Source organism: Nocardiopsis sp. MT53, from assembly GCF_019598965.1.
GTDB lineage: Bacteria > Actinomycetota > Actinomycetes > Streptosporangiales > Streptosporangiaceae > Nocardiopsis > Nocardiopsis changdeensis.
Genome location: NZ_CP080599.1, coordinates 4,687,297 through 4,709,967 on the forward strand (window position 1 = coordinate 4,687,297; position 22,671 = coordinate 4,709,967).

Annotated in this window: 22 protein-coding genes; 15 read left to right on the forward strand and 7 right to left on the reverse strand. The window is 72.6% G+C overall.

Translation table 11 applies throughout. The features are described from left to right. The first annotated feature begins 282 nt into the window (after nucleotides 1-282). A complete protein-coding gene (locus tag K1J57_RS20800) occupies nucleotides 283-1,479 on the forward strand; it encodes an MFS transporter (RefSeq protein ID WP_220560252.1) in 1,197 nt (398 codons plus the stop codon). 105 nt (nucleotides 1,480-1,584) lie between these two features. Next, nucleotides 1,585-1,908 carry a DUF5713 family protein gene (locus tag K1J57_RS20805; protein ID WP_220560253.1) on the forward strand — a complete coding sequence of 108 codons (324 nt, stop codon included), beginning with the start codon at nucleotides 1,585-1,587 and terminating at the stop codon, nucleotides 1,906-1,908. 69 nt (nucleotides 1,909-1,977) lie between these two features. Here K1J57_RS20805 and K1J57_RS20810 read toward each other — a convergent pair whose 3' ends face one another. The 5 genes from K1J57_RS20810 to K1J57_RS20825 all read right to left on the reverse strand — a co-directional run bounded on the left by K1J57_RS20810 (nucleotide 1,978) and on the right by K1J57_RS20825 (nucleotide 6,256). Continuing rightward, the gene (locus K1J57_RS20810; RefSeq protein ID WP_220560254.1) at nucleotides 1,978-2,403 is read right to left on the reverse strand and encodes an Hsp20/alpha crystallin family protein; all 426 of its coding nucleotides are present in this window, start codon (nucleotides 2,401-2,403) and stop codon (nucleotides 1,978-1,980) included. Between the two features lie 171 nt (nucleotides 2,404-2,574). Continuing rightward, entirely contained in the window at nucleotides 2,575-3,459 is an 885-nt protein-coding gene (locus tag K1J57_RS20815; RefSeq protein WP_220560255.1) for a sirohydrochlorin chelatase, read from the reverse strand. After that, on the reverse strand, nucleotides 3,456-4,157 hold the full coding sequence (locus K1J57_RS20820; protein WP_220560256.1) for a phosphoadenylyl-sulfate reductase: 702 nt from the start codon (nucleotides 4,155-4,157) through the stop codon (nucleotides 3,456-3,458). The genes K1J57_RS20815 and K1J57_RS20820 overlap by 4 nt, the downstream gene beginning before the upstream one ends. 2 nt (nucleotides 4,158-4,159) lie before the next feature. Continuing rightward, entirely contained in the window at nucleotides 4,160-4,354 is a 195-nt protein-coding gene (locus K1J57_RS33570; RefSeq protein ID WP_255646456.1) for a hypothetical protein, read from the reverse strand. A gap of 204 nt (nucleotides 4,355-4,558) precedes the next feature. Beyond that, a complete protein-coding gene (locus tag K1J57_RS20825) occupies nucleotides 4,559-6,256 on the reverse strand; it encodes a nitrite/sulfite reductase (protein WP_220560257.1) in 1,698 nt (565 codons plus the stop codon). A 551-nt stretch (nucleotides 6,257-6,807) separates the two neighbouring features. Here K1J57_RS20825 and K1J57_RS20830 point away from each other — a divergent pair. The 6 genes from K1J57_RS20830 to K1J57_RS20855 all read left to right on the forward strand — a co-directional run bounded on the left by K1J57_RS20830 (nucleotide 6,808) and on the right by K1J57_RS20855 (nucleotide 12,645). After that, nucleotides 6,808-7,818, forward strand: coding sequence for a YihY/virulence factor BrkB family protein (locus tag K1J57_RS20830; protein WP_220560258.1), 1,011 nt, complete (start codon nucleotides 6,808-6,810; stop codon nucleotides 7,816-7,818). A 248-nt stretch (nucleotides 7,819-8,066) separates the two neighbouring features. Continuing rightward, nucleotides 8,067-8,444, forward strand: coding sequence for a hypothetical protein (locus tag K1J57_RS20835; protein WP_220560259.1), 378 nt, complete (start codon nucleotides 8,067-8,069; stop codon nucleotides 8,442-8,444). A 5-nt stretch (nucleotides 8,445-8,449) separates the two neighbouring features. After that, nucleotides 8,450-9,202, forward strand: coding sequence for a hypothetical protein (locus K1J57_RS20840; RefSeq protein ID WP_220560260.1), 753 nt, complete (start codon nucleotides 8,450-8,452; stop codon nucleotides 9,200-9,202). Continuing rightward, nucleotides 9,199-10,017: a hypothetical protein gene (locus K1J57_RS20845; protein WP_220560261.1), complete on the forward strand. Its 819-nt coding sequence runs from the start codon at nucleotides 9,199-9,201 to the stop codon at nucleotides 10,015-10,017. Before K1J57_RS20840 ends, K1J57_RS20845 begins: the two co-directional genes overlap by 4 nt. 372 nt (nucleotides 10,018-10,389) lie before the next feature. After that, the gene (locus K1J57_RS20850; RefSeq protein ID WP_220560262.1) at nucleotides 10,390-11,832 is read left to right on the forward strand and encodes a hypothetical protein; all 1,443 of its coding nucleotides are present in this window, start codon (nucleotides 10,390-10,392) and stop codon (nucleotides 11,830-11,832) included. Between the two features lie 30 nt (nucleotides 11,833-11,862). After that, a complete protein-coding gene (locus K1J57_RS20855; RefSeq protein ID WP_220560264.1) occupies nucleotides 11,863-12,645 on the forward strand; it encodes a hypothetical protein in 783 nt (260 codons plus the stop codon). Nucleotides 12,646-12,774: 129 nt separating this feature from the next. Here the strand turns inward: K1J57_RS20855 and K1J57_RS20860 are convergent, their stop codons facing one another. After that, the gene (locus K1J57_RS20860) at nucleotides 12,775-13,968 is read right to left on the reverse strand and encodes an MFS transporter (protein ID WP_220560265.1); all 1,194 of its coding nucleotides are present in this window, start codon (nucleotides 13,966-13,968) and stop codon (nucleotides 12,775-12,777) included. Nucleotides 13,969-14,275: 307 nt separating this feature from the next. On the opposite strand from K1J57_RS20860, the gene K1J57_RS20865 reads away from it, so the two are divergent. Together K1J57_RS20865 and K1J57_RS20870 are read left to right on the forward strand one after the other, a co-directional pair. Next, a complete protein-coding gene (locus K1J57_RS20865; RefSeq protein WP_220560266.1) occupies nucleotides 14,276-14,836 on the forward strand; it encodes a GNAT family N-acetyltransferase in 561 nt (186 codons plus the stop codon). A gap of 128 nt (nucleotides 14,837-14,964) precedes the next feature. Then, entirely contained in the window at nucleotides 14,965-16,272 is a 1,308-nt protein-coding gene (locus K1J57_RS20870) for a phosphoribosyltransferase family protein (RefSeq protein ID WP_220560267.1), read from the forward strand. A gap of 141 nt (nucleotides 16,273-16,413) precedes the next feature. Here K1J57_RS20870 and K1J57_RS20875 read toward each other — a convergent pair whose 3' ends face one another. Then, nucleotides 16,414-16,626 carry a WhiB family transcriptional regulator gene (locus K1J57_RS20875; protein ID WP_014913398.1) on the reverse strand — a complete coding sequence of 71 codons (213 nt, stop codon included), beginning with the start codon at nucleotides 16,624-16,626 and terminating at the stop codon, nucleotides 16,414-16,416. Nucleotides 16,627-17,535: 909 nt separating this feature from the next. Between K1J57_RS20875 and K1J57_RS20880 the strand changes: the two genes are divergently transcribed. The 5 genes from K1J57_RS20880 to K1J57_RS20900 all read left to right on the forward strand — a co-directional run bounded on the left by K1J57_RS20880 (nucleotide 17,536) and on the right by K1J57_RS20900 (nucleotide 22,604). Next, entirely contained in the window at nucleotides 17,536-17,943 is a 408-nt protein-coding gene (locus K1J57_RS20880) for a YccF domain-containing protein (RefSeq protein WP_220560268.1), read from the forward strand. Between the two features lie 126 nt (nucleotides 17,944-18,069). Next, nucleotides 18,070-19,467 carry an AI-2E family transporter gene (locus tag K1J57_RS20885; RefSeq protein ID WP_220560269.1) on the forward strand — a complete coding sequence of 466 codons (1,398 nt, stop codon included), beginning with the start codon at nucleotides 18,070-18,072 and terminating at the stop codon, nucleotides 19,465-19,467. Nucleotides 19,468-19,680: 213 nt separating this feature from the next. Then, a complete protein-coding gene (locus K1J57_RS20890; RefSeq protein WP_220560270.1) occupies nucleotides 19,681-21,279 on the forward strand; it encodes an ABC-F family ATP-binding cassette domain-containing protein in 1,599 nt (532 codons plus the stop codon). A gap of 214 nt (nucleotides 21,280-21,493) precedes the next feature. Next, the gene (locus tag K1J57_RS20895) at nucleotides 21,494-21,700 is read left to right on the forward strand and encodes a helix-turn-helix domain-containing protein (protein ID WP_220560271.1); all 207 of its coding nucleotides are present in this window, start codon (nucleotides 21,494-21,496) and stop codon (nucleotides 21,698-21,700) included. Nucleotides 21,701-21,767: 67 nt separating this feature from the next. Beyond that, nucleotides 21,768-22,604 (forward strand): enoyl-CoA hydratase/isomerase family protein, encoded by an 837-nt coding sequence (locus K1J57_RS20900; protein WP_220560272.1) that lies wholly within the window; start codon nucleotides 21,768-21,770, stop codon nucleotides 22,602-22,604. Nucleotides 22,605-22,671: the final 67 nt, after the last annotated feature.

Here is a 22,671-nt window from a genome sequence, read left to right on the forward strand (position 1 = left end):
CGCACCTCAGCTCAAGGGATGAAGGCCGCCCAAACCCGCAGCATCAACCCGAGGGGGATCAGGAGAGAAAGAACCGCCCACCCCCACCCGTATCCCCACACAACGCCCCCGATACGATTCCCCCTGTCGCCCCCTCACCGTTCACCCGCCCACCTCCCTCGCTCTAACCACCCCACGTCCCACGTCCGACGTTCAACGTCCGACACCACCAAGGGACGAGTGATCCCGTGATGGGACCACCCCCGGGATGCAGCGCCAGGGAGCACGGCGCGAGAGGAGACCATGGCCGAGCCGACGGAGTCCGCCGCCGAACCTCCCGAACGCACACGCTGGCTCTGGGCCCTGCTCGGCAGTGTGGTCCTCACCCACACCGCCCTCAACCTCACCCGCCCCCTCATCTCCTACCGCACCATCGCCGTCGGCGGCGACGCCGTCGAGGTCGGTCTCATCACCGCCGCCTACGCGCTCCTGCCCCTGGTCATCGCCGTCCCGCTGGGCCGGGCCACCGACCGCTCGGCGCGCATCGCCTGGATCGTCGGTCTGGGCTCGGTCATCCTCGCCGCGGGCGGTCTCCTGCTCTCCCTGGTCGACGGGCTGGCGGGCCTGGCTCTGGCCAGCACCGTCGTCGGCGTCGGCCACCTGCTGTGCATGGTCGCCGGGCAGGGCCTCATCGCCCGACACTCCCGCCCGGAGAACCTGGACCGCGACTTCGGCTGGTTCACCGCCGCCGCCTCCCTGGGCCAGCTCGCCGGCCCCCTGATCTCCGGCGCCATCCTCGCCGACGCCTCCGGGGACGCCCTGCTCGCGGCCACCTCCACCGCCCTGGTCGTCGCCGGGGCCGTCGCCGCCCTGGGCGCGCTGCCGCTCCTCGCCCTGTTCCGGCTGAGCCCGGTCCGGCGCACCGCCGAACAGAAGGCCGCGCCGCCGGTGCCCACCCTGGACCTGCTGCGCCGCCGCCGGATGCCCTCCGCCCTGCTGGCCAGCCTGGCGCTGCTGTCCGCGGTGGACATCCTCACCGCCTACCTGCCCCTCATCGCCGAGAGCCGGGACATCCCCCCGGTGCTCGTCGGCGTCCTGCTCAGCCTGCGCGCGGGTTCCTCGCTGCTCTCCCGCCTGACCCTGCCCTGGATGCTGCGCCGCTGGTCGCGCAAGACCCTCATCGTCGCCAGCACCGCGGTCGCCGGACTGTCGCTGATCCTGGTGGCCCTGCCGCTGGGCGGGTTCGCGGTGCTGGCCCTCGTGCTGGGCCTGGGCGGGTTCCTGCTCGGCCTGGGCCAGCCGCTGACCATGGCCGAGGTGACCACCCTGGCCCCGGAGGGCGCACGCGGCTCCGCCCTGGCACTGCGCATCTGGGGCAACAGGCTGGGCCAGGTCGCCATCCCCGCCGCCGCGTCCGCGGTCGCCGGGGCGGTGGGCGCCCCCGGCGCCCTGCTGTTCTCCGCCGCCGTCCTCATCACCGCGGCCGTCACCGCCCGCTGACCGCAACCGCCACAACCCGCCGGCCCGGCCCGTCCCCACCAACGGTGTCTGTCGTACCCGACCGCCAGGATGGCCGCGCGACCCCGCCCCCGACAAGGAGACGCCATGGCCGACGACCCCATCTACCTGGAGGGCATGGAGGACGACCCCGCCTTCCCCGACCACCTGGTGGCCAAGGGCAGGTCGATCCTGCTCGCTCTCCACGAGCGCATCGGGTTCGAGCGCCCTGCCGACCTGCCCGCGCTCTACGTGCTCACCCATGCGGCCACCGAGGAGTTCAACGCTCTCCAGGAGGAGTTCTGGGAGGCGGGCGGCGACATCGACACCGTCATCCGGGAGGCCATCGCCCTCTCCTTCGAGCACGTCATGAAAGCCCACGGATTCGCCGACGCGGACCTGGAGGAGGCTCTGGCCCCCCGCGACTGGTGACGCACAAAAGGGGCCGCGCCCTCGCGCGGCCCCGGCCCCCCAGGAGCGAGAAAGAGAGGCGTCCGCCCGTCACGCCTTGATCGAGGCCTGCTCCCGCCCGGCGTCGTGCCCGACCACGATCTTGCGGGCCTTGGACTGCTCGGCCACCGGGATCCGCAGCGTGAGCACGCCGTCGGCGTAGTTCGCGGTGATCCGGTCGGTGTCCAGGGTGTCCCCGAGGAAGACCTGGCGGCTGAACGTGCCGCTCGGCCGCTCGTTGACGATCAGCTCCAAGCCCTCGCGGCGCAGGCCGGGGCGTTCCGCCTTGACGGTGAGGACGTTGCGCTCGACCTCGAGGTCGATGCTCTCGGGGGAGACCCCCGGCAGGTCGAAGTGGACCACGAAGTCGTCGTTCTCACGGTAGGCGTCCATCGGCATGACGGCCGGTCGGCCGTTCTCCAGCAGACGCTGGGTGATCCGGTCGAACTCCCGGAACGGATCGGTGCGCATCAGCATCGCTCGTCACCTCCAAGTGCCTTCGACATCATCGTCGATGACTTGATGCGAACACACTCAACTTTATTGATCACCCAAGGCTTGTCAAGTCCCGAACGTACAAAGCGGGCGGGACCCGGAAGGTCCCGCCCGCCTCGCCTAACGGCGCGTCAGAGCTTCATACGTCAGCACTCAGACCAGCACGTGATGCTCCGCCAGTGCCGCGTCGTACCGCTCCCACACGATCTCCGCCAGCTCCGGAGCCGCGCCCAGCGCCTCCGACACCACGGTCGATCCGGCCGCTCCCTCGGCGCCGGCCACCTCGATCGATCCCACCGGCCCCACCGCCTCCGCCACGACCTTCGCCTCCGCCACCGTCACGGCCTCCGCTTCCGCCTCCGCCACGACCTCCGTCACCGCCACCGCCTCCGCCTGCTCACGGACCCGGTCGGCGAAGAACCCCGGGGCCAACAGGTAGGTGGCCACCGCCACCCGCCGCGCCCCCCGGGCGTACGCCGCGGCGACCGCCTCGGCCGGGGTGGGCCGCGCCGCCGACGCGAACGCCGCCACCGCCTCCCGCCACGGCCCGCGCGCAGCCAGCTCCGCGGCCACGGACTCCACCGTCGCGTTGGCCCCGGGGTCGCTCGACCCCGCCGAGGCCACCACCAGCGCGGTGTCCGGGGCCGCGGTCGCGCCGGCCTCGGCCAGCCGCCGCTCCACCGCCGCCACCAGGCCCGCGTGCGGCCCCAACGTGCCGGCGTAGCGCACCCGCACCCACGGTCCGGTCTCGCGCGCCCGCTCCAGCACCTTCGGCAGGTCCACCTTGCTGTGGTAGGCCGCCGTCAGCAGCGCGGGCAGCACCACGACCTCGCCCGCGCCCTCGGCGGCCAGCGCCGCCAGGGCGTCCCGCACCGACGGGGCCGTGTGGTCGAGGTAGGACACCCGCACGTCTGCCTCCGGCCGCAGCGCGCGCACCCGCTCGAACAGCGCCTCCACGGCCACCGCCGACCGCGGGTCGCGGCTGCCGTGCGCCACCGCCAGCAGCGGCGGCGCGGGGCGGGGCCCGTCGCCGGTCACAGATGGATCCCGCACTCGGTCTTGCCGCTGCCCGCCCAGCGGCCGCTGCGCGGGTCCTCGCCCGGGGCCACCCGCCGCGTGCACGGCTCGCAGCCGATGGAGGGGTACCCGTCGTACTGGAGCGGGTTGATGATCACCCCGTTCTCCTCGATGTAGGCGTCGACCTCCTCCTGGGTCCACCGGGCGATCGGGTTGACCTTGGTCATCCGCTTGCGCCGGTCCCACTGCACGATCGGGGTGTCGCGGCGGGTCACCGAGTCGGCCCGGCGCAGCCCGGTCAGCCACGCGCTGTAGGGCGCCAGCGCCTTCTTCAGCGGCTCCACCTTGCGCAGGTGGCAGCAGATGCCCGGGTCGCGCCCGTGCAGCCGCGGGCCCAGCGCCAGGTCCTGCTCGGCCACGGTGCGGGTCGGCTCGACGTTGATCAGGGTGATGTCGTAGATCGAGGCCACGGCGTCGCGGGTGCCGATGGTCTCGGGGAAGTGGTATCCCGTGTCCAGGAAGATCACGTCGATGCCGGGGACCACCTTGGAGGCCAGGTCGACCATGAGGGCGTCGGCCATGGACGAGGTCATGCACAGGCCGTCGCCGAACGTCTCGGCGGCCCACGCGATGATCTCCTGGGCGGTGGCCTCCTCCAGCTCGCGCGATGCGCGCTCGGCGAGCTCGGGACCGCCCACGGGGGTGATGGTGGCGTTCATTCCTACCCTTCCGTCGGTCTAGAAGGTGCGTCGCCGAACGAGGCGGACCGCAGGCCCACGTACTTGACACGGAAGACCCGGGCGCAGGACAGGCAGGCCCAGGGGTAGCCCTCGCCCTTGACGGGGGCGCCCTCCTCGGGCACCAGGTCCTCGTCCCCGCAGTAGGGGCAGTAGTAGGGTGCGGCCCTCTCGGACACGGCGCACCTCCTCCAATCGGGGATGTCGCGGATGGTGGATTCGGCGGGCCGGACGCGCGCACGCGCCCGACCCACCCGGAGCCGTTCGGACCCGGTCCCAACACCGGACCCGGTCCCAGACCCAAGCCCGGACCCGACCTCAGACCCAAGCCCGGCTCCAAGCCCAGACCCGGACCCGAGCCCGAACAGCCCCGCCCTGCTTCCCTACTTCAGGTCGTCCTCCGCGGCCCGGCCCACCCAGGCCGCGAACGACTCCCCGTCCTTCCTCTGGTCCTGGAACCGGCGCAGCACCCGCTCCACGTAGTCGGGCAGCTCCTCGGCGGTGGACTTGAGCCCGCGGACCTTCTTGCCGAAGGCCGCGTCCAGGCCCATGCCGCCGCCCAGGTGGATCTGGTAGCCCTCCACCTGCTCGCCGCGGTCGTTCATCACCAGCTGGCCCTTGAGGCCGATGTCGGCGACCTGGATGCGCGCGCACGAGTTCGGGCACCCGTTGACGTTGATGGTCAGCGGCTCCTCGAAGTCGGGCAGCCGCTTCTCCAGCTCGTCGATGAGGGTCGACGCCCGCCCCTTGGTCTCGACGATCGCCAGCTTGCAGAACTCGATGCCGGTGCACGCCATCGTCTGGCGGCGGAAGGTGCTGGGCCGCACCTGGAAGTCCTCCGCCTCCAGGGCCGCGGTGATCGACTCGACCCTGTCCTCCTCGATGTCGAGGATGACGAGCTTCTGGTCGGCGGTCGTGCGGATGCGGTCGGAGCCGTGCGCCTCGGCGATGTCGGCGATCCGGTCCAGCGACGTGCCCGAGACTCGGCCCACCTTGGGCGCGAACCCCACGTAGAACCTTCCGTCGCGCTGGCGGTGCACGCCCACGTGGTCGCGGCGCAGGCCCTGGTCCAGCACCGGGGCCGGGCCGTCGGGCAGCGCGTAGCCCAGGTACTTCTCCTCCAGCACCTGCCGGAACTTCTCCGCGCCCCAGTCCTTGATGAGGAACTTGATGCGGGCGCGGGTGCGCAGCCGGCGGTACCCGTAGTCGCGGAAGATCGCGCAGACCCCCGCCCACACCTCGCTCACCTGGTCGGGGCGGACGAAGGCCCCCAGCCGCAGCGCGAACATCGGGTTGGTGGACAGCCCGCCGCCGACGAACAGGTCGTAGCCGGCCTCGCCCGCCTCGTTCCGCACGCCCACGAACGCGACGTCGTTGATCTCGTGGTTGGTGCAGTACACCGAGCAGCCCGCGATGGACGTCTTGAACTTGCGCGGCAGGTTGGAGTACAGCGGGCTGCCGATGTGCTCCTCGTAGATCTGGAAGATCTCCGGCGTCCCGTCCAGCACCTCGTCCTCGGCCACTCCGGCCAGCGGACAGCCCATGATGACGCGGGGGGTGTCACCGCAGGCCTCGGTGGTGGACAGGCCCACCGACTCCAGCCGGTCCCAGATCTCCGGCACGTCCTCGACCCGGATCCAGTGGTACTGGACGTTCTGCCGGTCGGTGATGTCGGCGGTGTCGCGGCCGAAGTCGCGGGAGATGCCCGCGACGGCGCGCAGCTGGGCCACCGACAGCTGGCCGCCGTCGATGCGCACCCGCAGCATGAAGTAGCGGTCGTCCAGCTCCTCCGGCTCCAGGACCGCGGTCTTGCCGCCGTCGATGCCGGGGGCGCGCTGGGTGTACAGGCCGAACCACCGGAAACGGCCGCGCAGGTCAGCGGGGTCGATCGAGTCGAAACCGCGCTTGGAGTAGATGTTGATGATCCGATCGCGGACGTTGAGCCCGTCGTCGTTCTTCTTGTTCTCCTCGTTCTTGTTCAGCGGCTCGCGGTAGCCGAGGGCCCATTGGCCCTCGCCGCGGCGGCGACGCGGCTTGGCCGCCGTCGCCGTCCGACCGTTCTGCGCGGAAGAGGGAGGCATCGCGGGTGTCTCCGATGGGGTCACGGGGTCCGTACGGCCCCGGCGCCCGCACCGCTACGGCCCGTCGGCGCCGCACATCGTCGTGCAGGTGCCACGGGTCGGAATCCGCGTGTGTGGGATGCGAAGAGAAAGGGGAGAGCGCCGGTGCCGCGCGCACCCCTGGGGTGCGTCAAAAAGGCGGCGAGATTAACCGACGCTGCAACAGATGGCGCTGCGGACCCGCAGGAAGTCCACGTGGCGACGCACGCAGAGCATGGGGTCCAGGGCAGCGATCATGAAATGAGAATGTCATGTGCGCGCGTCCTTTGTCCAGGCGGGTCCGGAGGGCTCCCGAGTGAGTCACGTCACTCGGCGAAGGGCGTCGCACACCACCCGCCCCCGCTGCCCGCCACGCGTCGCAACCCACCCGCCACCGCCACCCGCCGCGCCACGCGGCCCACCCGCCATGCCGCCCGCTCACCCACCCACTCACCGCTCACCGCACATCCCAGACCACTCCCCGGGCGGTGCGCGGTCCCGGCGTCCGCCCCCGGACCGCTAACGTTCTCCCCGTGGTGGGTTTCTGGGAGGGGCTGTGGCGGATCACCGACGCCTGGCTGAGGCGCCGCCCCCGGCTGCGCGGCGGTCTGCTGCTCGTGCTGCGCACCGTCCGGGCCTTCTCGCGTGACCGGGTCGTCGGCCTGGCCGCCGAATCCGCCTTCTTCACCCTGATCTCGCTGCCCGCGCTGCTGCTGGGGCTGCTGGGCGTCCTGGTCCCGCTGGCGCCGGTGCTGGGGGAGGGCACGGTGGAGGAGATCCGCGGGCTCATCCTGGACAGCACCGCCCAGATCCTCACCCCCGACACGGTCGAGAGCGTGGTGGCCCCGCTGGTGGACGACCTCCTCCAGGGCGTCCGGGGCGGGGTGCTGTCGGTGACCTTCCTGGTGTCGCTGTGGTCGGGGTCGCGGGCGATGAACGTGTTCATCCGCTCCATCACCATCTCCTACGGCCTGGAGGAGCTGCGCGGCTGGATCACCCAGCGGGTGCTCGCCTTCGTGGCCTACCTGGGCGGGCTGGCGTTCGCCCTGCTGGTGCTGCCGGTCCTGGTGGCCGGTCCCGACCTGGTCCACCGGCTGCTGCCGATCACGGTGGGGCGGCTCAACCTGCTGTACTGGCCGACCGTCGCGGTGCTGGCCACGGCCGCCGTCACGATGCTGTACACCCTGAGCATCCCGGTGCGCACCCCGCTGTGGCGGCACTTGCCGGGGGCGCTGCTGGCGACGACGGTGCTCATCACCGGGTCCATCGGGCTGCGCGCCTACCTGGACGCCTCACTGGCGCAGGTGAGCCTCTACGGCTCGCTGGCCGCGCCGATCGCGATCCTGGCCTGGCTGTTCGTGATGGCGGTCGCGGTGCTGGTGGGGTCGTCGTTCAACGCCGAGATCGACGCCATGTGGCCGACGGTGCGCACCGCCGCGGCCCGTGCCGAGATCGCCAACCGCCGCTTCGAGCGCGCCGACCGCCTGGTCCGCCGCCGCGAGCAGGCGGTCATCGACACCATCGTCGAGAACAACGGCCGCTGACCGGAACCGGTCAGAGCGTACGCCGTACACCCGAACGCGACGGCACGTCGGTATGTTCGAGGTGCCTCCGGAGGGCGGGCCGCGCCCCCGCCGCCCCCCGCACCCGGACGGCTGGAAAGGGCATCCCCCATGACCTCCGCCCCGTCCACGCCCCGCGCCTTCGTCCCGTCCCGCATCCCCGCCCCGTCCGCTCTCCGTGCCTCCGCCCTGTCCGCGCCCCGCGCCTCCTTCCGGGGGAGGGGGCGCCGGTGAAGGCCTCCCAGCTGCTGCGGCAGATCGCGATGGCGGCGGCCCTGGTCTCCGTGATGCTGGCCGCGTCCTTCCGCGCCTTTTACCCCGGCTACCCCGGCACGGTCCCGTGGCCGGCCACGGTGCCGCCCGCCCTCCTCCTGGCCCTGGCGCTCGCCCTGGTCGCCGACGCCGACCCGGATCCCACACCGGGGGAGCGGCGGCGCCTGCACACGGGGGCCGTCGCGGCGGACACCGTGTCCCACCTGACCGTCGAGCCCGGCGGCCCCGGAGGCACGCCCTACGCAGGCCACACGCCCCGGCCGGAGGAGCACATCCTCCTCACCCCCGGCGAACCCGCCGCGCCCCCGGCCCCCGGGCCCCGATCCGGAAGGTGATCGCCTTGAAGGACCTCCGCTGGTTCCCCGCCGTGACCACCCACGCGTTCTTCGGCATGCTGCTCCACAACTGGATCCTCACCTCCATGGAGTCCGCGGCGCGCGAGATCACCCTCGGAGCCGGTCTCGCCCTGAGCTGGTTCCTGTTCTTGGTGGTCGTGTTCTCCCTCCTCCCCTTCCAGGGGACCCGGGGGCGTCCGGGATCCTCGGCCCGGGCGGTGAGGCCGGTGGTCGGAGCGGGAGCGCTCGTCCTGGCCGCGGGCCATGTCCTCCTCCTGCCGCTCGGCCTCTGGTACACCGTGCGTTACGAAAGCCTGGGCCTGCTCCCCCTGCTCGTGACCGCTGAGACGATCGGGCTCCCCGCCCTGGCCGTGCTGCTGTGGCAGCGGCCCTGGCGTCGTCCGGAACGGGCGGCGGGCCGTCCGGAGGTGCCCAAGCTCCTCGGCCTGCGCGATCCCGCCCGGATGCCCCCCGGGTGGGTTCCGGTGGTGTTCTACAGATCCGATCTGTTCCCGCACAACCTCAGGGACCACCCCCTGGAGATCGACGGGGACCGGGTCGGGGAGCTGACGCCGGGGGAGAGCCTGGTCATCGGCCTGCCGCCGGGGGAGCACACGGCACGGATCCCGGTTTCGCCCGGTAAGTACCCGTTCTCGTTCGCGGCGGTCCCGGGGCGCACCGTCCACCTCTACGTCGGCGCGGACACCCGTATCGCCCTGTGGAATCCGACCGTCACGCGGCAGGAGCACTCCGCATGACCCCCGCGCCTCCCGAACAGCGGCGTCCACTGCCCGGGGTGGGCGACCACACCGCCCGGACCGTGCTCGCGGTGTCCGGTGCGGCGCTGCTCGGGTCGGTCCTGTACGACCTGGCCCTCGTCTTCCCACCGGCGTCCGGCGCACCGCTCGAACCCGGCGGGCTCACCCTCGTGCTCATGGTCCTCCTGGTCTCGTGGACGACGCTCGCGGTCCGCCTGGTCCACGCGGTCAGGGCTCCCGGGCCGCGGCCCCGCGACGCGCGGACCGACGCCGACCTGCGCGGGTCCCTGCTCTTCCTGGCCCTGTGCGCGGCCAACGCGCCCGTCGCGCTGTGGCTCACCGCCCTGCGCGACGCGCTGGTCTTCTCCGGGCTCCTGCTCTTCCCGTGGGGGGCGGCCGTGTGGGCCCTGGTCCTCCTGCTCCGGGGGCGGCGCGACGCGGAGCGCGAGCCGGTCGCCGCCCCGCCGGAGGTGCCCAAGCTCATCGGTCTACGCGACCCCGCGCGGATGCCCTCCGGCTGGAGCCCTGTGGTGTTCCACGCGCACGGCGGCTTCGCCGAGGACCCGCCCCTGGAGGTGGACGGCGGCCACGTCGGCTTCCTCGCCTCCGGCGGCACCCTCGTCGTCGGCTTGCCGCCCGGCGCCCACACCGTCCGGGTACAGCGCCGGGGGTCACTCCCGTACCCCTTTTCGGTCGTACCTGGCGGTATCGTGCATTTCACGGTCACCAGCGGACCGAACTTCGGTCCGCCCGGCCCCGGCTTCCGCATCCTTCCGCATGTCACGGGGCCCACGGGAGACCAGGGCCCGGCGTGAACCGTGGGAGACCGGTGGCCGGATTCGGCCAGTTACGGTGTGAACTCATCGACACATCCGCGTGTCCATATGAACGTGACCACGGGAGGGCGGGTCGGGCGGCCCTCCCCGCGTTCCGAAGACATGCCAGGTCAGGGGAAGGGGAGCGGGAACACCGTTGACCGCACAGCGCGTCGTGTCCGCTACCGGCCGCCCGTACCCGGGTGGGCCGTGTCCGTCACGATCAGTATCATCGCGTTCAGCATTGGCTTCGTGCACGTCGACACCGGCGTCCGGTGACCTCCCGGGCCCGGTCCCGCCGTCGCCCCCGACTGACGTTCCCCGTCACCCGCACACGAACAGGTCCACCCTTCCCATGCCTTCGGAGGCACCATGAGCCGGGCGTCCCGTCCGGGGCATCCCCGGCCCACCGCCGTCATCGCCATCGCCCCGGACGAGCGCAGCGCAGAGATCGTCATCGAGGGACAGCGCCAGGTCGTCACCGGCGGCGTCCCCAAGGAGACCCGGCGCGCGGCGCTGGACGTCGCCACCGGCTACGCCGCCAGGATCGGCCAGCCGGTGCTCATCGACGCCCGTGACAGCAACGGCTACTGGAACCTGGTCGCCACCCCCGACGGCGTCGTGCAGGCCGCCGACCGGCTCCCCCCGACGGGTGGGCCCGCTCCCACCGCGCTCCGCCCCCCGGCGCCCGCCGAGCGGCCCGGGCGCGGCAGGCGGGGCCTGGTCATCGCGAGTGCGGCGGCGCTCGCCGTGGTGCTCCTGGGCGGCGCCGGCTTCGCCGCCTGGAACCTGATCCCGGGCGACGACCCCGCCGCGCAGACCACCACGACCGAGGCGCAGGTCCTGGGCCACCCGGCCCCGCCCGGCTACGGCGACACCGTGGAGTTCTCCGAGGCGCTCGCCCCCGGCAGCCAGCCCGGCGTCTCCCGCGACGGCGACCTGATGGCCTTCATGGACCCCGACGAGCGGCTCACCCTGTTCGACGCCTCCGGCGAGCGCCTGTGGTCGGCCGCCCTCCCGGCCGCCTCCACCGAGTTCCTGGGCCCGCCCCGGTTCGTCGACTACGACGGCGAGCCCGCGGTGGTCATGGAGACCACCGGGACCCTGTGGTTCTGGCCGGTCGCGGGCGGTGCGCACACCAGCATCACCCTGCCGGAGGACGCCTCCACCCAGTACGTGGGCTCCTCCGCGCTGGTCCGCAGCGGCGACGACGCCCTCGTGCCGACCGGCGGCGAGCTGGCGCCGGTCGAGGTCCCCGGCGGGGCGGCGCCGATGCTGGCCGAGGGCGCCGAGGTGCTCACCGCGGTGCGCACCGGTGCCTGGACCTGGGTCGACCCCGAAGGGGAGGTCGCCGAGGTCACCGCCCGCCGCCCCGAGAACGCCGGTGAGATGGAGTCGGTGGTCACCGCCCTGCGCGAGTACGTGATCGTCCGCTGGGAGCCGCTGCGCGACGAGGGGGCCGTGCTGGCCTTCCACGACAGCCGCGACGGCTCCGTCATCGGCGCGGCCGAGATCGACCCGGCCGACCTGGAGGACGTGCGGCACCGCTCCGGCCCCATCGGCACCGCCGCCGTCTCCTACGGCCCGGTCGTGATGGACCCCGAGACCGGCACCACCGCGGTCGTCCCCGGGTTCGAACCGCAGGTGGCCGTCGGCGCCACCGTGTTCGGCCAGCTCGGCGGCGCCCCGGCGGCCGTGGACACCGCGGGCGAGGTCCGCAGGCCGGACCCGGCCTCGGCCCAGCCCGCCGGCCTGCTCGGCGGCAACGCCATCGTGGTCCACGAGGACCACCTCTATGCCATCCCCTCTCAGTAGCAACCCCCGATAAAAGAAGAAAGGAGTGGGATGACCCCCAAGAAGCGTGCACTGACCGTGACCGCGGCCGGCCTGTTCATGGCCGGGTTCTCGGTGAGCCCTGCGTTCGCCGAGACCATCGAGGAGACCGCCCCTGCGGCCGCTCCCGAAGCGGCCCAGCAGGTCACCGAACCCCAGGTCCTTCCTGAGGTCCCGGTCGTCACCCCCATCGTCGGCGGGATCGCCGAAGGCGTCGGAGAACTCTTCGACACCCCGCCCTCCCCGGACCCCGGTGGCGGCGACGACGGCGGTGACCCCGGCGAGGGTGAGAACCCCGGTGGCGGTGACCCCGGTGAGGGTGAGAACCCCGGCGGTGGAGACCCTGGCGAGGGTGAGAACCCCGGCGGTGGTGACCCCGGTGAGGGTGAGAACCCCGGTGGCGAGGACCCCGGCGGTGAGGACCCGGGTGGTGAGGACCCGGGTGGTGAAGACCCGGGTGGTGAAGACCCCGGCGGTGAAGACCCGGGTGGCGAGGACCCGGGTGGTGAAGACCCCGGTGGCGAGAACCCCGGCGGGGAGAACCCCGACCCGGGTGACGGCGGGAACCCCGGTGACGACGACGGTGACGAGAGCCAGGCTCCCGGCACCAGCACTCCCGGCAGCACCTCTCCGGTGACCGCCGGCACCTCGGGTTCCAGCGGGACCACCCCCACCCTGCCGACCACCGGTGTCGACATGGAGGGCTTCGTCCTGGGCGGTGCCATCGTCACGGGCATCGGCGCCATCGCCCTCTGGGCGGGCGCGCGCCGTCCCTCCGCGATGCTGGCGGAGTAACACGGCGGATCGGCACGGTTCCGCCGGCCGTCGCCCGGTGAGGGCGCGGACCACGTGCACGGGCCCCCGGACGCCTCGGCGTCCGGGGGCCCGCACCGTTCCTCCGGCCCTTCGCCTCCCCGCTCCTCCTCAGGCGCGCGGGCGCAGCACCGGGGCGAGCAGGAACGCGAACACCCCGGCCGCCGCGATCGTCCACAGCGCGGTCCCCAGCGCCGTCGCGTCCGCGATCAGGCCCACCGCCGGCGGGAACGCCAGGAAGCCCGCGCGGCCCAGCCACCCGACGATGGTCACCCCGTCGCCGGTGCGCACCCCGGGCACGTTCCCGGCCGCCGCCAGCGTCAGCGGGAACAGCGTGGACACCCCCAGGCCCATCACCCCGAACCCGATGACCGTCGTCGCCTGGTGCGGCAGCGCGAGCGCCAGCGCGATCCCGCCCGCCGCCAGCAGGCCGCAGGCCCGGCCCACGGTCGCGGCGCCGAACCTGTCGGTGACCCGGTCGCCCAGCAGGCGGCCCACCACCATCATCGCCTGGCAGGCCACGAACGGCATCGCCGCCAGGAACAGGGAGGCGTCCAGTTCGTCGGCCATGTACACCGCGCCCCAGGACGCCGCGGAGTCCTCGATGCCCCCGGCCAGCATCAGCAGCACGCCCAGCGCGACGAGCAGCAGCACCGCGCGCCCGGGGATGCGCGGACGCCGTCCGTCCGCCTCCCGCGCGCCGTCGGCGCGCTCACTGTCCTCGGGGCCGGGCAGCAGCATCCGGCTCACCGTCAGGTTCACCGCCACCAGCACCACCGCCGTACCGCCCAGGTGCCACAGGATCGGCACCCCGGAGCCGGCCATGACCGCGCCGAGCAGGCCGCCGGAGACCGCGGCCAGGCTCCACACCGCGTGGAAGGTGTTGATGATGGTCCGCCCGTACCGGCGCTGCACCCGCAGCCCGTGCGAGTTCTGCGCCGAGTCCGTCCAGGCGTCGGCGCAGCCCATGACGAACAGGGCCCCCGCCAGCGCCCACCAGTTCTGTGCCAGCGCGATGAATGGAAGCGCTCCCAGCGACAACAGGCTGGTCCCCACCGCTGTGGGCCCGCTTCCGAAGCGGTGGATCAGCGGCCCGGCGAGCATCCCGGTCAGGATCGCGCCGGTCGGCATCGCCGCGATCGCCAGCCCCAGCTCGGCGTTGCTCAGCCCCAGCCCCGACTTGATCGCCGGAAGCCAGGGGACCGCGTTGGTGTAGGTGAAACCGTTGACGAAGAAGAGGGTGGAGACCGCGAGCCTGGCCCGGCGGGCCTGCCGGGGCGGGGCGGTGGTCTTCGGGCTGTTCATGCGTCTCCCACGGGTGGCCGTTCGATGCCTGCGGATGCTATCGACTCCGGTCCGGGTCCGGCCATGCGATTCCCGGCCCCCGCGATCTCCCCTCCGGTGGGCTTGCGATCCGCCGCCGTTCCGATTTACATGGGGATTCCGCTCAGTAACGGAGAAGCCCCCGACGACCCCCGACGACTGCACACGGTCACCACCGCACCCGGTCCCAGCCCCCAGCGACCCGCTCACGCACAGGGCACGGGCCCCGACGCCGACTCCCTCACCCCGGCCGCCGTTCCGCGGCGCCCGGCCGGAACCGGAAGAGCCCATGATCAATACGAGCGCGCTGCGAGACAAACCCACACTCACCGGAAAGCACGTGCGCCTGGTGCCGCTGGGCCCCGAGCACACGGACGCCTACTTCGCGGCGGGACTCGACGAGGAGATCCGCAGACTCACCGGGACCCACCACCACCTCACCTACGACGAGGCCCGGGAGTGGTGCCGCGGCCGCCCGCGGAGCCCGGACCGGCTGGACCTGGCCATCACCGCCCCGCACGACGGCCGCTACCTCGGCGAGCTGTCGCTGTACTCGGTGGCCCCGGAGAACGAGAGCGCCGGGTACCGCATCGCCCTGTCCGCACTGGAGTTCACCGGGCAGGGGCTGGGCCGGGAGGCCACCCGGATGGTGCTGGAGTACGCCTTCGAGCACGTCGGCCTGCACCGGGTGTGGCTGTACGTCTACGCCTTCAACATGAGGGCCATCGCCGTGTACCGCTCCTGCGGCTTCTCCGTCGAGGGGCGGCTGCGCGACTCGCTGCTGTGGGAGGGACGCCGCCACGACGCCCTGCTCATGGCCGTGCTGCGGAACGGGTACCGCAGGACCTGACCCGGGGGTTTTGACCGTGGCCGGGGTTGCAACCTCCGGCTCCCGGGGTATGTCCGGTACCACTTTTCCATCGGCTCCCTTCGACACGGCGAGAGGAGCGGCGCCCGAGCCCGGCGCCGGTGAGGCACATGAATCCGGTACCCGTTTCCCTGCCGTTCACCGACCGCTCCGAGGCGGGCCGCCGCCTGGCGGAGCGGGTCCGGCCGTACGCGGTCTCGGACCCCCTGGTCCTGGCCCTGCCCCGGGGCGGTGTCCCGGTCGGCGCGGAGCTGGCCCGCCGCCTCGACGCCGACTTCGACGTCCTGGTCGTCCGCAAGATCGGCCTCCCGGGCCACCCCGAGCTGGGGGTCGGCGCGATCGCCGAGGACGGGCGCGTCCTCTTCGACGACCTGGCCCTGGCCCGGATGCGGGTGCCCCGCCAGGCCCTGGCCGGGACGGTGGACGCCGAGCGCGCCGAACTCGACCGACGCCGCCGGGTCTACCGGGGCGAGCGCCCGCCCCCGGACATCGCCGGGCGCGACTGCGTGGTCGTCGACGACGGGGTGGCCACCGGCGGCACCGCCCGCGCCGCCCTGCGCATGGTGCGCCAGGCCGGCCCGGCCCAGCTGGTGCTGGCCGTCCCGGTCGCCTCCAGGGAGGCGATCGCGATGCTCAAGGAGGAGGCCGACGCCGTCGTGGTGCTCGGCGTCCCGGACAACTTCCGGGCCGTGGGGGAGTGGTACCGCGACTTCGACCAGCTCTCCGACGGCCACGTCACCGCCATCATGTCGGAGGTGGGGCGCAGCCACAGCCGGCCGGGCACGGCCCGGGGCGTGCGGGTGCGCGCGGGCGACGTCTACCTGGACGGCGACCTCACCCTCCCGGCGGCGCTGCGCGGCGCGGTGGTCATGGCGTTCGGGGAGGCGCGCGGCGATCCGCGCTGGCGGGCGATCGCCTCGGTGCTGCAACGGGCGGGGTACGCGACCCTGATGCTCGACCTGCTGGTGGGGGAGGAGCGCTCCTCGGTGGGCGGCGGCGCCGCGACGGAGGTGCTGGGCGAGCGGCTGAGCTCGGCCGTCACCTGGCTGCGCCGGGCCACCGACGCCGCCAGCGACCCGGTGGGGGTGCTGGGCTCGGGGGCCGGGGCCCCGGCCGCGCTCGTGACCGCCGCGCGGCGGCCGGGCGACGTGGCCGCGGCGGTGGTGCACGGCGGCCGGATCGACCTCGCCGAGCCCGCGCTGCCCGACGTGCGCGCCCCGGTCCTGGTGATGCTGGAGAGCCGCGACTCGTTCGTGCGCGAACTGGGGGAGTGGGCCCGGGGCCGGATGGGCGGGCCCACCGACCTCAAGGTGCTGTCGGGGGCCGAGGAACTGCTCCGGGGAGCCCGGGAATGGCGGCAGGTGGCGGTGGAGGCCCAGGACTGGTTCGACCGGTACCTCCCGCGCGGCCGGGGCTGAGGCCCGGACCCGGAGGGCGCCGGAGAACGAAGAACCCGCGCCGCCGCCGACGGAGTGTCGGGGCGACGCGGGTTTCGCACGGGGCCGGGGCCGCCGAGGAGGAAGATCGGCCGGATCGCGGTTGCGCGACCGCCTGAGGACTCAGGCGGCGTTGGCGCGACGCATACGACGACGGCGCTCGGAGGCGCGCTCGTCCTCGTTCAGGCCGCCCCAGGTGCCGTACTTCTCCGGACGCGAGATCGCATAGTCCAGGCAGTCGGTTCGAACCGGGCAGGCCGCACAGATCTCCTTGGCCTTGCGCTCGCGGATCTCCCGCTCCGGCTGGCGCTCGCCATCCGGGCCGAAGAAGAGCACAAGGTCCTCGCCCCGGCACGCGGCGGCATCCTGCCACCCCCAGCTCGGGCGGGGGCGCAGCGCGGCCTGCCGACGTACCTGAGACATGCTTGAACCACCTCTACTGAAATCACTAGTAAGCTGTCGGAAAAAGCTTCAGTCACCCAAAAGTCGGTCATGCGGCGTGAGCGACCCCGCACGACGCAAACGCCGAACGGTGCAGGCGATGTTCCCCGGTGTGGCTGAGACCACGAGAAGCACGCGAACCGAGCGGCGGTGATCGCCGACTGCGGGTGTGTTCTCACGCGAACGGCTCTCGGAGGCGGTGACGGCCATCCGTCCGAGCCGGTACGTAATCATGCCATCCCCACTCCCGATCGTGCACGGGGGGTGGGGAAATTACTCGCCCAACCGTTACCGAAATCTGATGCCTTGCGGCGGATCTCCGGTCGTTTGTCCGAGTTCGTCACTTATTGCAAGAACGAGTGCCTTGCGAAGGACACAGCACATCGTATGGGGCGATGTCGCTCCTGCCTAGGGGCTCCCCCTGATACGCCGATCACATTGCGGACACGGCACGTCACCGCGATTGGGTGGGACCGTATGTCCTCACCCTCCGTCGCCGCCCCCGGGGTGGCGGCCGGCGCGAACCCCCGCCCCCTGGGGGCCGACGGCGGCGACGGGCGACGGGCGGGAGGGCTGCGGCTGTAGGCCGTCCGTTGAGGGTGGTGGCGGGCGACGGGCGGGAGGGCTGCGGCTGTAGGCCGTCCGTTGAGGGTGGTGGCGGGCGACGGGCGGGCCCCTAGGGGAAGGACCAGGGGCGCGCAGGAGGAACAGGTCGTGGTGTCCGGGCGTCACACGCGATAGAAAGCGAAGGACACCCCGATACCGGGTCGTCCTCTGGCACCACCACAAGGAGTTCGAGTCGCCGTGGCCCTCCTGCGGTTCATCCTCAACGTCATCTGGCTCTTCGTCGCGGGTTTCTGGCTCGCGGTGGGCTACGCCTTCGCCGGGCTCATCTGCTGCATCCTCATCGTCACGATCCCCTTCGGCGTCGCCTCCTTCCGGATGGCCGGATACGCCCTGTGGCCCTTCGGCCGCGAACTCGTGCGCAAGCCCGGCGCGGGCGCGGGCAGCACCGTCCTCAACGTCATCTGGCTGATCGTCGCCGGCTGGTGGCTCACCCTGGGGCACATCGCCACCGCGATCGGCCTGGCGATCACCGTCATCGGCATCCCCATGGCCTGGGCCTCGCTCAAGATGATCCCGGTCGCGCTGGCCCCCTTCGGCAACGAGATCGTCGAGAGCGGCCGTCCCCGGGAACCCTGGCAGTTCTGACACCGTTCTCACGCCGACGGGTGCGAACCCCCCATCCCCCGGACGCATCACCCTCTACAAGAACCCCCGTGCACCCCTCCACCCCGTGACGGGGGGCACCCGCAGAAGTGAAGAAATGGAGTCGATGTGCAAGCCCAACGGCCGGGAGTCTGGGCGCTCCTGAACAAGTGGCTCGCCGCGCGCCGGGCCAACGAGGAGCGCCGGGCCAGGCTGGAGGCCGAGGAGCGCGAGATCGCCGAGGCCAGGCGCCGGGCCGAGGAGGCGGCGGCGCAGGCCGAGGCCGCCCCGCCGGACCTGCTGCGCCGGGTCAGCGACGTCGCCTGGCGGATGCTGCTCATCGGATTCGTCGCGGGCCTGCTGATCTACGCGCTGGTGTACCTGTCGGTGGTCACCCTGCCGCTGATCCTGGCGGTCTTCATCACCGCGCTGCTGATGCCGCTCGCCAACTGGCTGCGCCGCAAGGGGCTCGGCCGGGGGCTCTCCACCACGATCTCCATCGTGGTGGCGCTCATCGTCTTCGGCGGTGTCCTGACGATGATCATCATGCCGGCGGTCCAGGGCTCGGACGCCCTGGTCTCCAGCGTCACCGAGGGCCTGGAGGAGATCCAGAACCTCCAGCTGCCGTTCGGGCTGAGCCCCGAGATGTTCGAGCTCGACGACATGATCGCCGACGCCACCCGGCAGATCACCACCATGATCGAGGAGAACAGCAGCCAGCTCATCAGCGGCGCGTGGACCGCGGGCGCCGCGGTCGTCTCGATCCTGGTCGGCATCGTCCTCATCATCGCCCTGACCGTGTACTTCGTGCACTCGGGCGACCTGCTCATGGACTGGCTGCTCACCCTGCTCCCGCCGGGGTCGCGCCCCGGCCTGCAGCACGCCGGCAACGTCGCCTACAAGGTGATGGGCAACTACGTGCGCGGGGTGGCGGCGGTCGGCGCCATCGACGCCATCGGCATCGGTGTGCTGCTGATCTTCATCCTCGACCCCAGCCTGGCGATCCCGCTGATCGTGCTCACCTTCATCGGCGCGTTCCTGCCGATCATCGGTGCGTTCCTCAGCGGCCTGGTCGCCGTCCTGGTGACGTTCGTGACCGTGGACTGGGTCATGGCCCTGGTCGTGCTCGGCTGGGTGCTGCTCATCCAGCAGCTGGAGAGCAACCTCTTCGCGCCGCGCATCTACGGCCAGGCGCTGGAACTGCCCTCGCCGGTCGTGCTCATCGCGATCTCCATCGGCGCCGTCCTGGGGAACATCCCCGGCATGTTCCTGGCCACCCCCGTGGCCGCGGTGCTCGCCGCCCTGCTGCGCGACCGGCCGCCGGCCGCACCGGAGGAGCAGGAGGAGGCCGAGCCCGACGACCCCGGCTCCGCGCCGACGGAGAAGGCCAAGAAGAAGCAGGGGGTCATGGCCACGACGCCCTCCCCGGGGGAGGGCGCCGCCAAGACCGGGGCCAAGGCCGCTCCCAAGCCCGGCAAGGGGGACAAGAAGGAGGAGCGTCCGGAGGACCCGCCCTCCGACGGCTGACCCCGCCCCCGGGAATGTCCGGCGTCCCCGTTCCTGTTCGACAGGACGGGGACGCCGTCGTCCCGGGGAGAAAACCCCTGGCGGCGCTCCCGACCGCTGCCGTTAGGCTGGGTCGGTCGGCCCCCGCGCCACCGCTCCCCCGTCCGCCCGCACCGCCGCCGGACCGGCGCGCACGGCCGCCCGAACCGTCTCCACCTCGTAGGAAGCCCCATCATGCTGATCGCCACCGACCTCGAACTGCGCGTCGGTCCTCGCCTCCTGCTGGAGCCGACCACCTTCCGCGTCGCCGCCGGTGACCGCATCGGACTCGTGGGGCGCAACGGCGCGGGCAAGACCACGATGACCAAGGTGCTGGCGGGCGAGGGCCTGCCCACCGGCGGCACGGTCACCTCCTCCGGGAGCATCGGCTACCTGCCCCAGGACCCCCGCACCGGCGACCTCGACGTGCTGGCCCGCGACCGCATCCTGTCGGCCCGCGGCATCGACGAGGCCCTGCGCGGGCTGCGCGAGGCCGAGAAGAAGATGGCCAGCACCGACACCAAGACCCGCAACAAGGGCGTGCGCGCCTACGGGCGCTGGGAGGAGCGCCTGCACGTGCTGGGCGGCTACGCCGCCGAGTCCGAGGCCGCCGCCATCGCCTCCAGCCTGGGCCTGCCCGACAAGGTGCTGGGCCAGCCGCTGCGCACCCTGTCCGGCGGCCAGCGCCGCCGCATCGAGCTGGCGCGCATCCTGTTCAGCGGGGCCGACACCCTGCTGCTGGACGAGCCCACCAACCACCTGGACGCCGACTCCATCGTCTGGCTGCGCGACTTCCTCAAGTCCCACCAGGGCGGGCTCATCGTGATCAGCCACGACGTGGAACTGGTCGAGCAGGTGGTGAACAAGGTCTTCTACCTGGATGCCAACCGCAGCGTCATCGACATCTACAACATGGGCTGGAAGCAGTACCTGGCCCAGCGCGAGGCCGACGAGCGCCGCCGCAAGCGGGAGCTGGCCAACGCCGAGAAGCAGGCCGACACCCTGCGCAAGCAGGCCGACAGGTTCCGGTCCAAGGCGACCAAGGCGCGCGCCGCCCAGCAGATGCTCAACCGCGCCGATCGCATCATGGACGGCGTGGCGGGGGTGCGCCAGGCCGACCGCGTCGCCAAGCTGCGCTTCCCCGACCCGGCGCCGAGCGGGCGCACCCCGCTGATGGCGGAGGGGCTGTCCAAGTCCTACGGGTCGCTGGAGATCTTCACGGGCGTGGACCTGGCCATCGACCGGGGCAGCCGGGTCGTCATCCTGGGCCTCAACGGCGCGGGCAAGACGACCCTGCTGCGCCTGCTGGGCGGGATCGAGCAGCCCGACTTCGGGCGGGTGGTCCCCGGGCACGGGCTCAAACTGGGCTACTACGCCCAGGAGCACGAGACCCTGGACGTGGACCGCAGCGTCCTGGAGAACATGATGAGCGCCGCCCCGGACCTGCCGGAGGTCGAGGCGCGGCGCACCCTGGGCTCGTTCCTGTTCACCGGGGACGACGTGGACAAGCCCGCCGGAGTGCTCTCCGGCGGCGAGAAGACCCGGCTGGCCCTGGCCACGCTGGTGGTCTCCAGCGCCAACGTGCTCCTGCTGGACGAGCCGACCAACAACCTGGACCCGGCCAGCCGCGAGGAGATCCTGGCGGCGCTGCGCAACTACAAGGGCGCGATCGTGCTGGTCACCCACGACGAGGGCGCGGTGGACGCGCTCCAGCCCGAGCGGGTCATCCTGCTGCCCGACGGGGTCGAGGACGTGTGGAACGCCGAGTTCGAGGACCTCATCGCGCTGGCGTGAGCGCCGGCGGGGCGCCCGGGCGCCCCGGGGTGGGGGTGGACGCCCGGGGGACCGGTGAGGTTCACCCCTCCTCTTTTCGGTCGGTGTTTGCGGCGTTCCGAAAACGGGCGATCGCCCGGCGTGTCCGGCGTGGCGGGCGGTCAATGTGGCGGTCCGCGTTCCCGATGTCCCATCATGAGGGTCCCTGACCGTCGACCCCTCGAGGAGTGAACCTGTGAACGACGCGCTGGGAAAGGGCACCCGGGTGGCCGGTGAGAACCGCTCCGAACTCGCCGTCGAGCTCAAGCGCCGCTACGACGCGGGCGAGAGCATCCGCCAGCTGGCGGCGGCCACCGGGCGTTCCTACGGTTTCGTGCACCGCCTGCTCGGCGAGGCGGGGGTGGAGCTGCGCGGCCGGGGCGGGGCGACACGCAAGGCCTGAGCGCGCCCTGGCGGTTACCCATGGGTAATATTCGGGGTGACACGGCACACCCACGGAAGGAACCCCCATGGCACAGGCCGCGAACGGCGCCGGTGAGCCGCCCACCGAGGACGAGCTCTCCCGGGCCGGGCTCCGGCTGAGGGTGGACGGGCACGTCGCCCGCATCACCATCAGCCGCCCCGAGCGCCGCAACGCGATGACCGGGCGCACCTGGACGACCCTGGCCCACATCGGCCAGACCCTTCCCGAGGATGTCCGAATCGTCGTGATCGCCGGAGAGGGCGACATCTTCTCCGCCGGGATCGACCTCAACATGTTCACCCCCGAAGGGGTCGAGGGGGAGCGCTCCCTGGTGGCCGGCGTCCTGGACGGCAGCGCCGACGCCGACGACATCGAGGGCCACATCGCCGAGCTGCAGGCCGGGTTCCTGTGGCTGCGCCGCCCCGACATCGTCAGCGTCGCCGCCGTCCGCGGGCACGCCATCGGCGCCGGGTTCCAGCTGGCCCTGTCCTGCGACATCCGCATCCTCGCCGAGGACGCCAAGTTCACGATGAAGGAGCCCGCCCTGGGGCTGGTCCCCGACCTCACCGGCACCAAGCCGCTGGTCGACATCGTCGGCGTCAACCGCGCCGTCGAGATCTGCCTGACCGCCCGCCGGGTCGAGGCCGCCGAGGCCCGCGAGCTGGGCCTGGCGGAGCTGGTCGTCCCCGTGGAGGAGCTGGAGGGCGCCGTCGACGACGTCGTCGCCGCTCTGCTGGCGACCAACCCCGAGGCGGCCGCCGCCACCAAGGCGCTGCTCCAGCAGGCCGCGGGCAACACGCTCGAGGAGCAGGCGCGCGCCGAGCGCCGCGCGCAGGTCGACCGGCTGACCTCCCTGGCCAAGGCCATGGGCGCCGGGGCCTGACCCCGCGCCGCTTGAAGGCGGGGACGGGGCGGAGAGACCCGGATCACCGGTGAAAAACGCCCGTCCC

What these genes read in the sequence shown, in the direction of transcription:
- K1J57_RS20800 (WP_220560252.1), top strand. Translation starts at nt 283, where the DNA reads ATGGCCGAGCCGACGGAGTCCGCCGCCGAACCTCCCGAACGCACACGC.
- K1J57_RS20805 (WP_220560253.1), top strand. Translation starts at nt 1,585, where the DNA reads ATGGCCGACGACCCCATCTACCTGGAGGGCATGGAGGACGACCCCGCC.
- K1J57_RS20810 (WP_220560254.1), bottom strand. Translation starts at nt 2,403, where the DNA reads ATGCTGATGCGCACCGATCCGTTCCGGGAGTTCGACCGGATCACCCAG.
- K1J57_RS20820 (WP_220560256.1), bottom strand. Translation starts at nt 4,157, where the DNA reads ATGAACGCCACCATCACCCCCGTGGGCGGTCCCGAGCTCGCCGAGCGC.
- K1J57_RS20825 (WP_220560257.1), bottom strand. Translation starts at nt 6,256, where the DNA reads ATGCCTCCCTCTTCCGCGCAGAACGGTCGGACGGCGACGGCGGCCAAG.
- K1J57_RS20845 (WP_220560261.1), top strand. Translation starts at nt 9,199, where the DNA reads ATGACCCCCGCGCCTCCCGAACAGCGGCGTCCACTGCCCGGGGTGGGC.
- K1J57_RS20850 (WP_220560262.1), top strand. Translation starts at nt 10,390, where the DNA reads ATGAGCCGGGCGTCCCGTCCGGGGCATCCCCGGCCCACCGCCGTCATC.
- K1J57_RS20855 (WP_220560264.1), top strand. Translation starts at nt 11,863, where the DNA reads ATGACCCCCAAGAAGCGTGCACTGACCGTGACCGCGGCCGGCCTGTTC.
- K1J57_RS20860 (WP_220560265.1), bottom strand. Translation starts at nt 13,968, where the DNA reads ATGAACAGCCCGAAGACCACCGCCCCGCCCCGGCAGGCCCGCCGGGCC.
- K1J57_RS20865 (WP_220560266.1), top strand. Translation starts at nt 14,276, where the DNA reads ATGATCAATACGAGCGCGCTGCGAGACAAACCCACACTCACCGGAAAG.
- K1J57_RS20870 (WP_220560267.1), top strand. Translation starts at nt 14,965, where the DNA reads ATGAATCCGGTACCCGTTTCCCTGCCGTTCACCGACCGCTCCGAGGCG.
- K1J57_RS20890 (WP_220560270.1), top strand. Translation starts at nt 19,681, where the DNA reads ATGCTGATCGCCACCGACCTCGAACTGCGCGTCGGTCCTCGCCTCCTG.
- K1J57_RS20900 (WP_220560272.1), top strand. Translation starts at nt 21,768, where the DNA reads ATGGCACAGGCCGCGAACGGCGCCGGTGAGCCGCCCACCGAGGACGAG.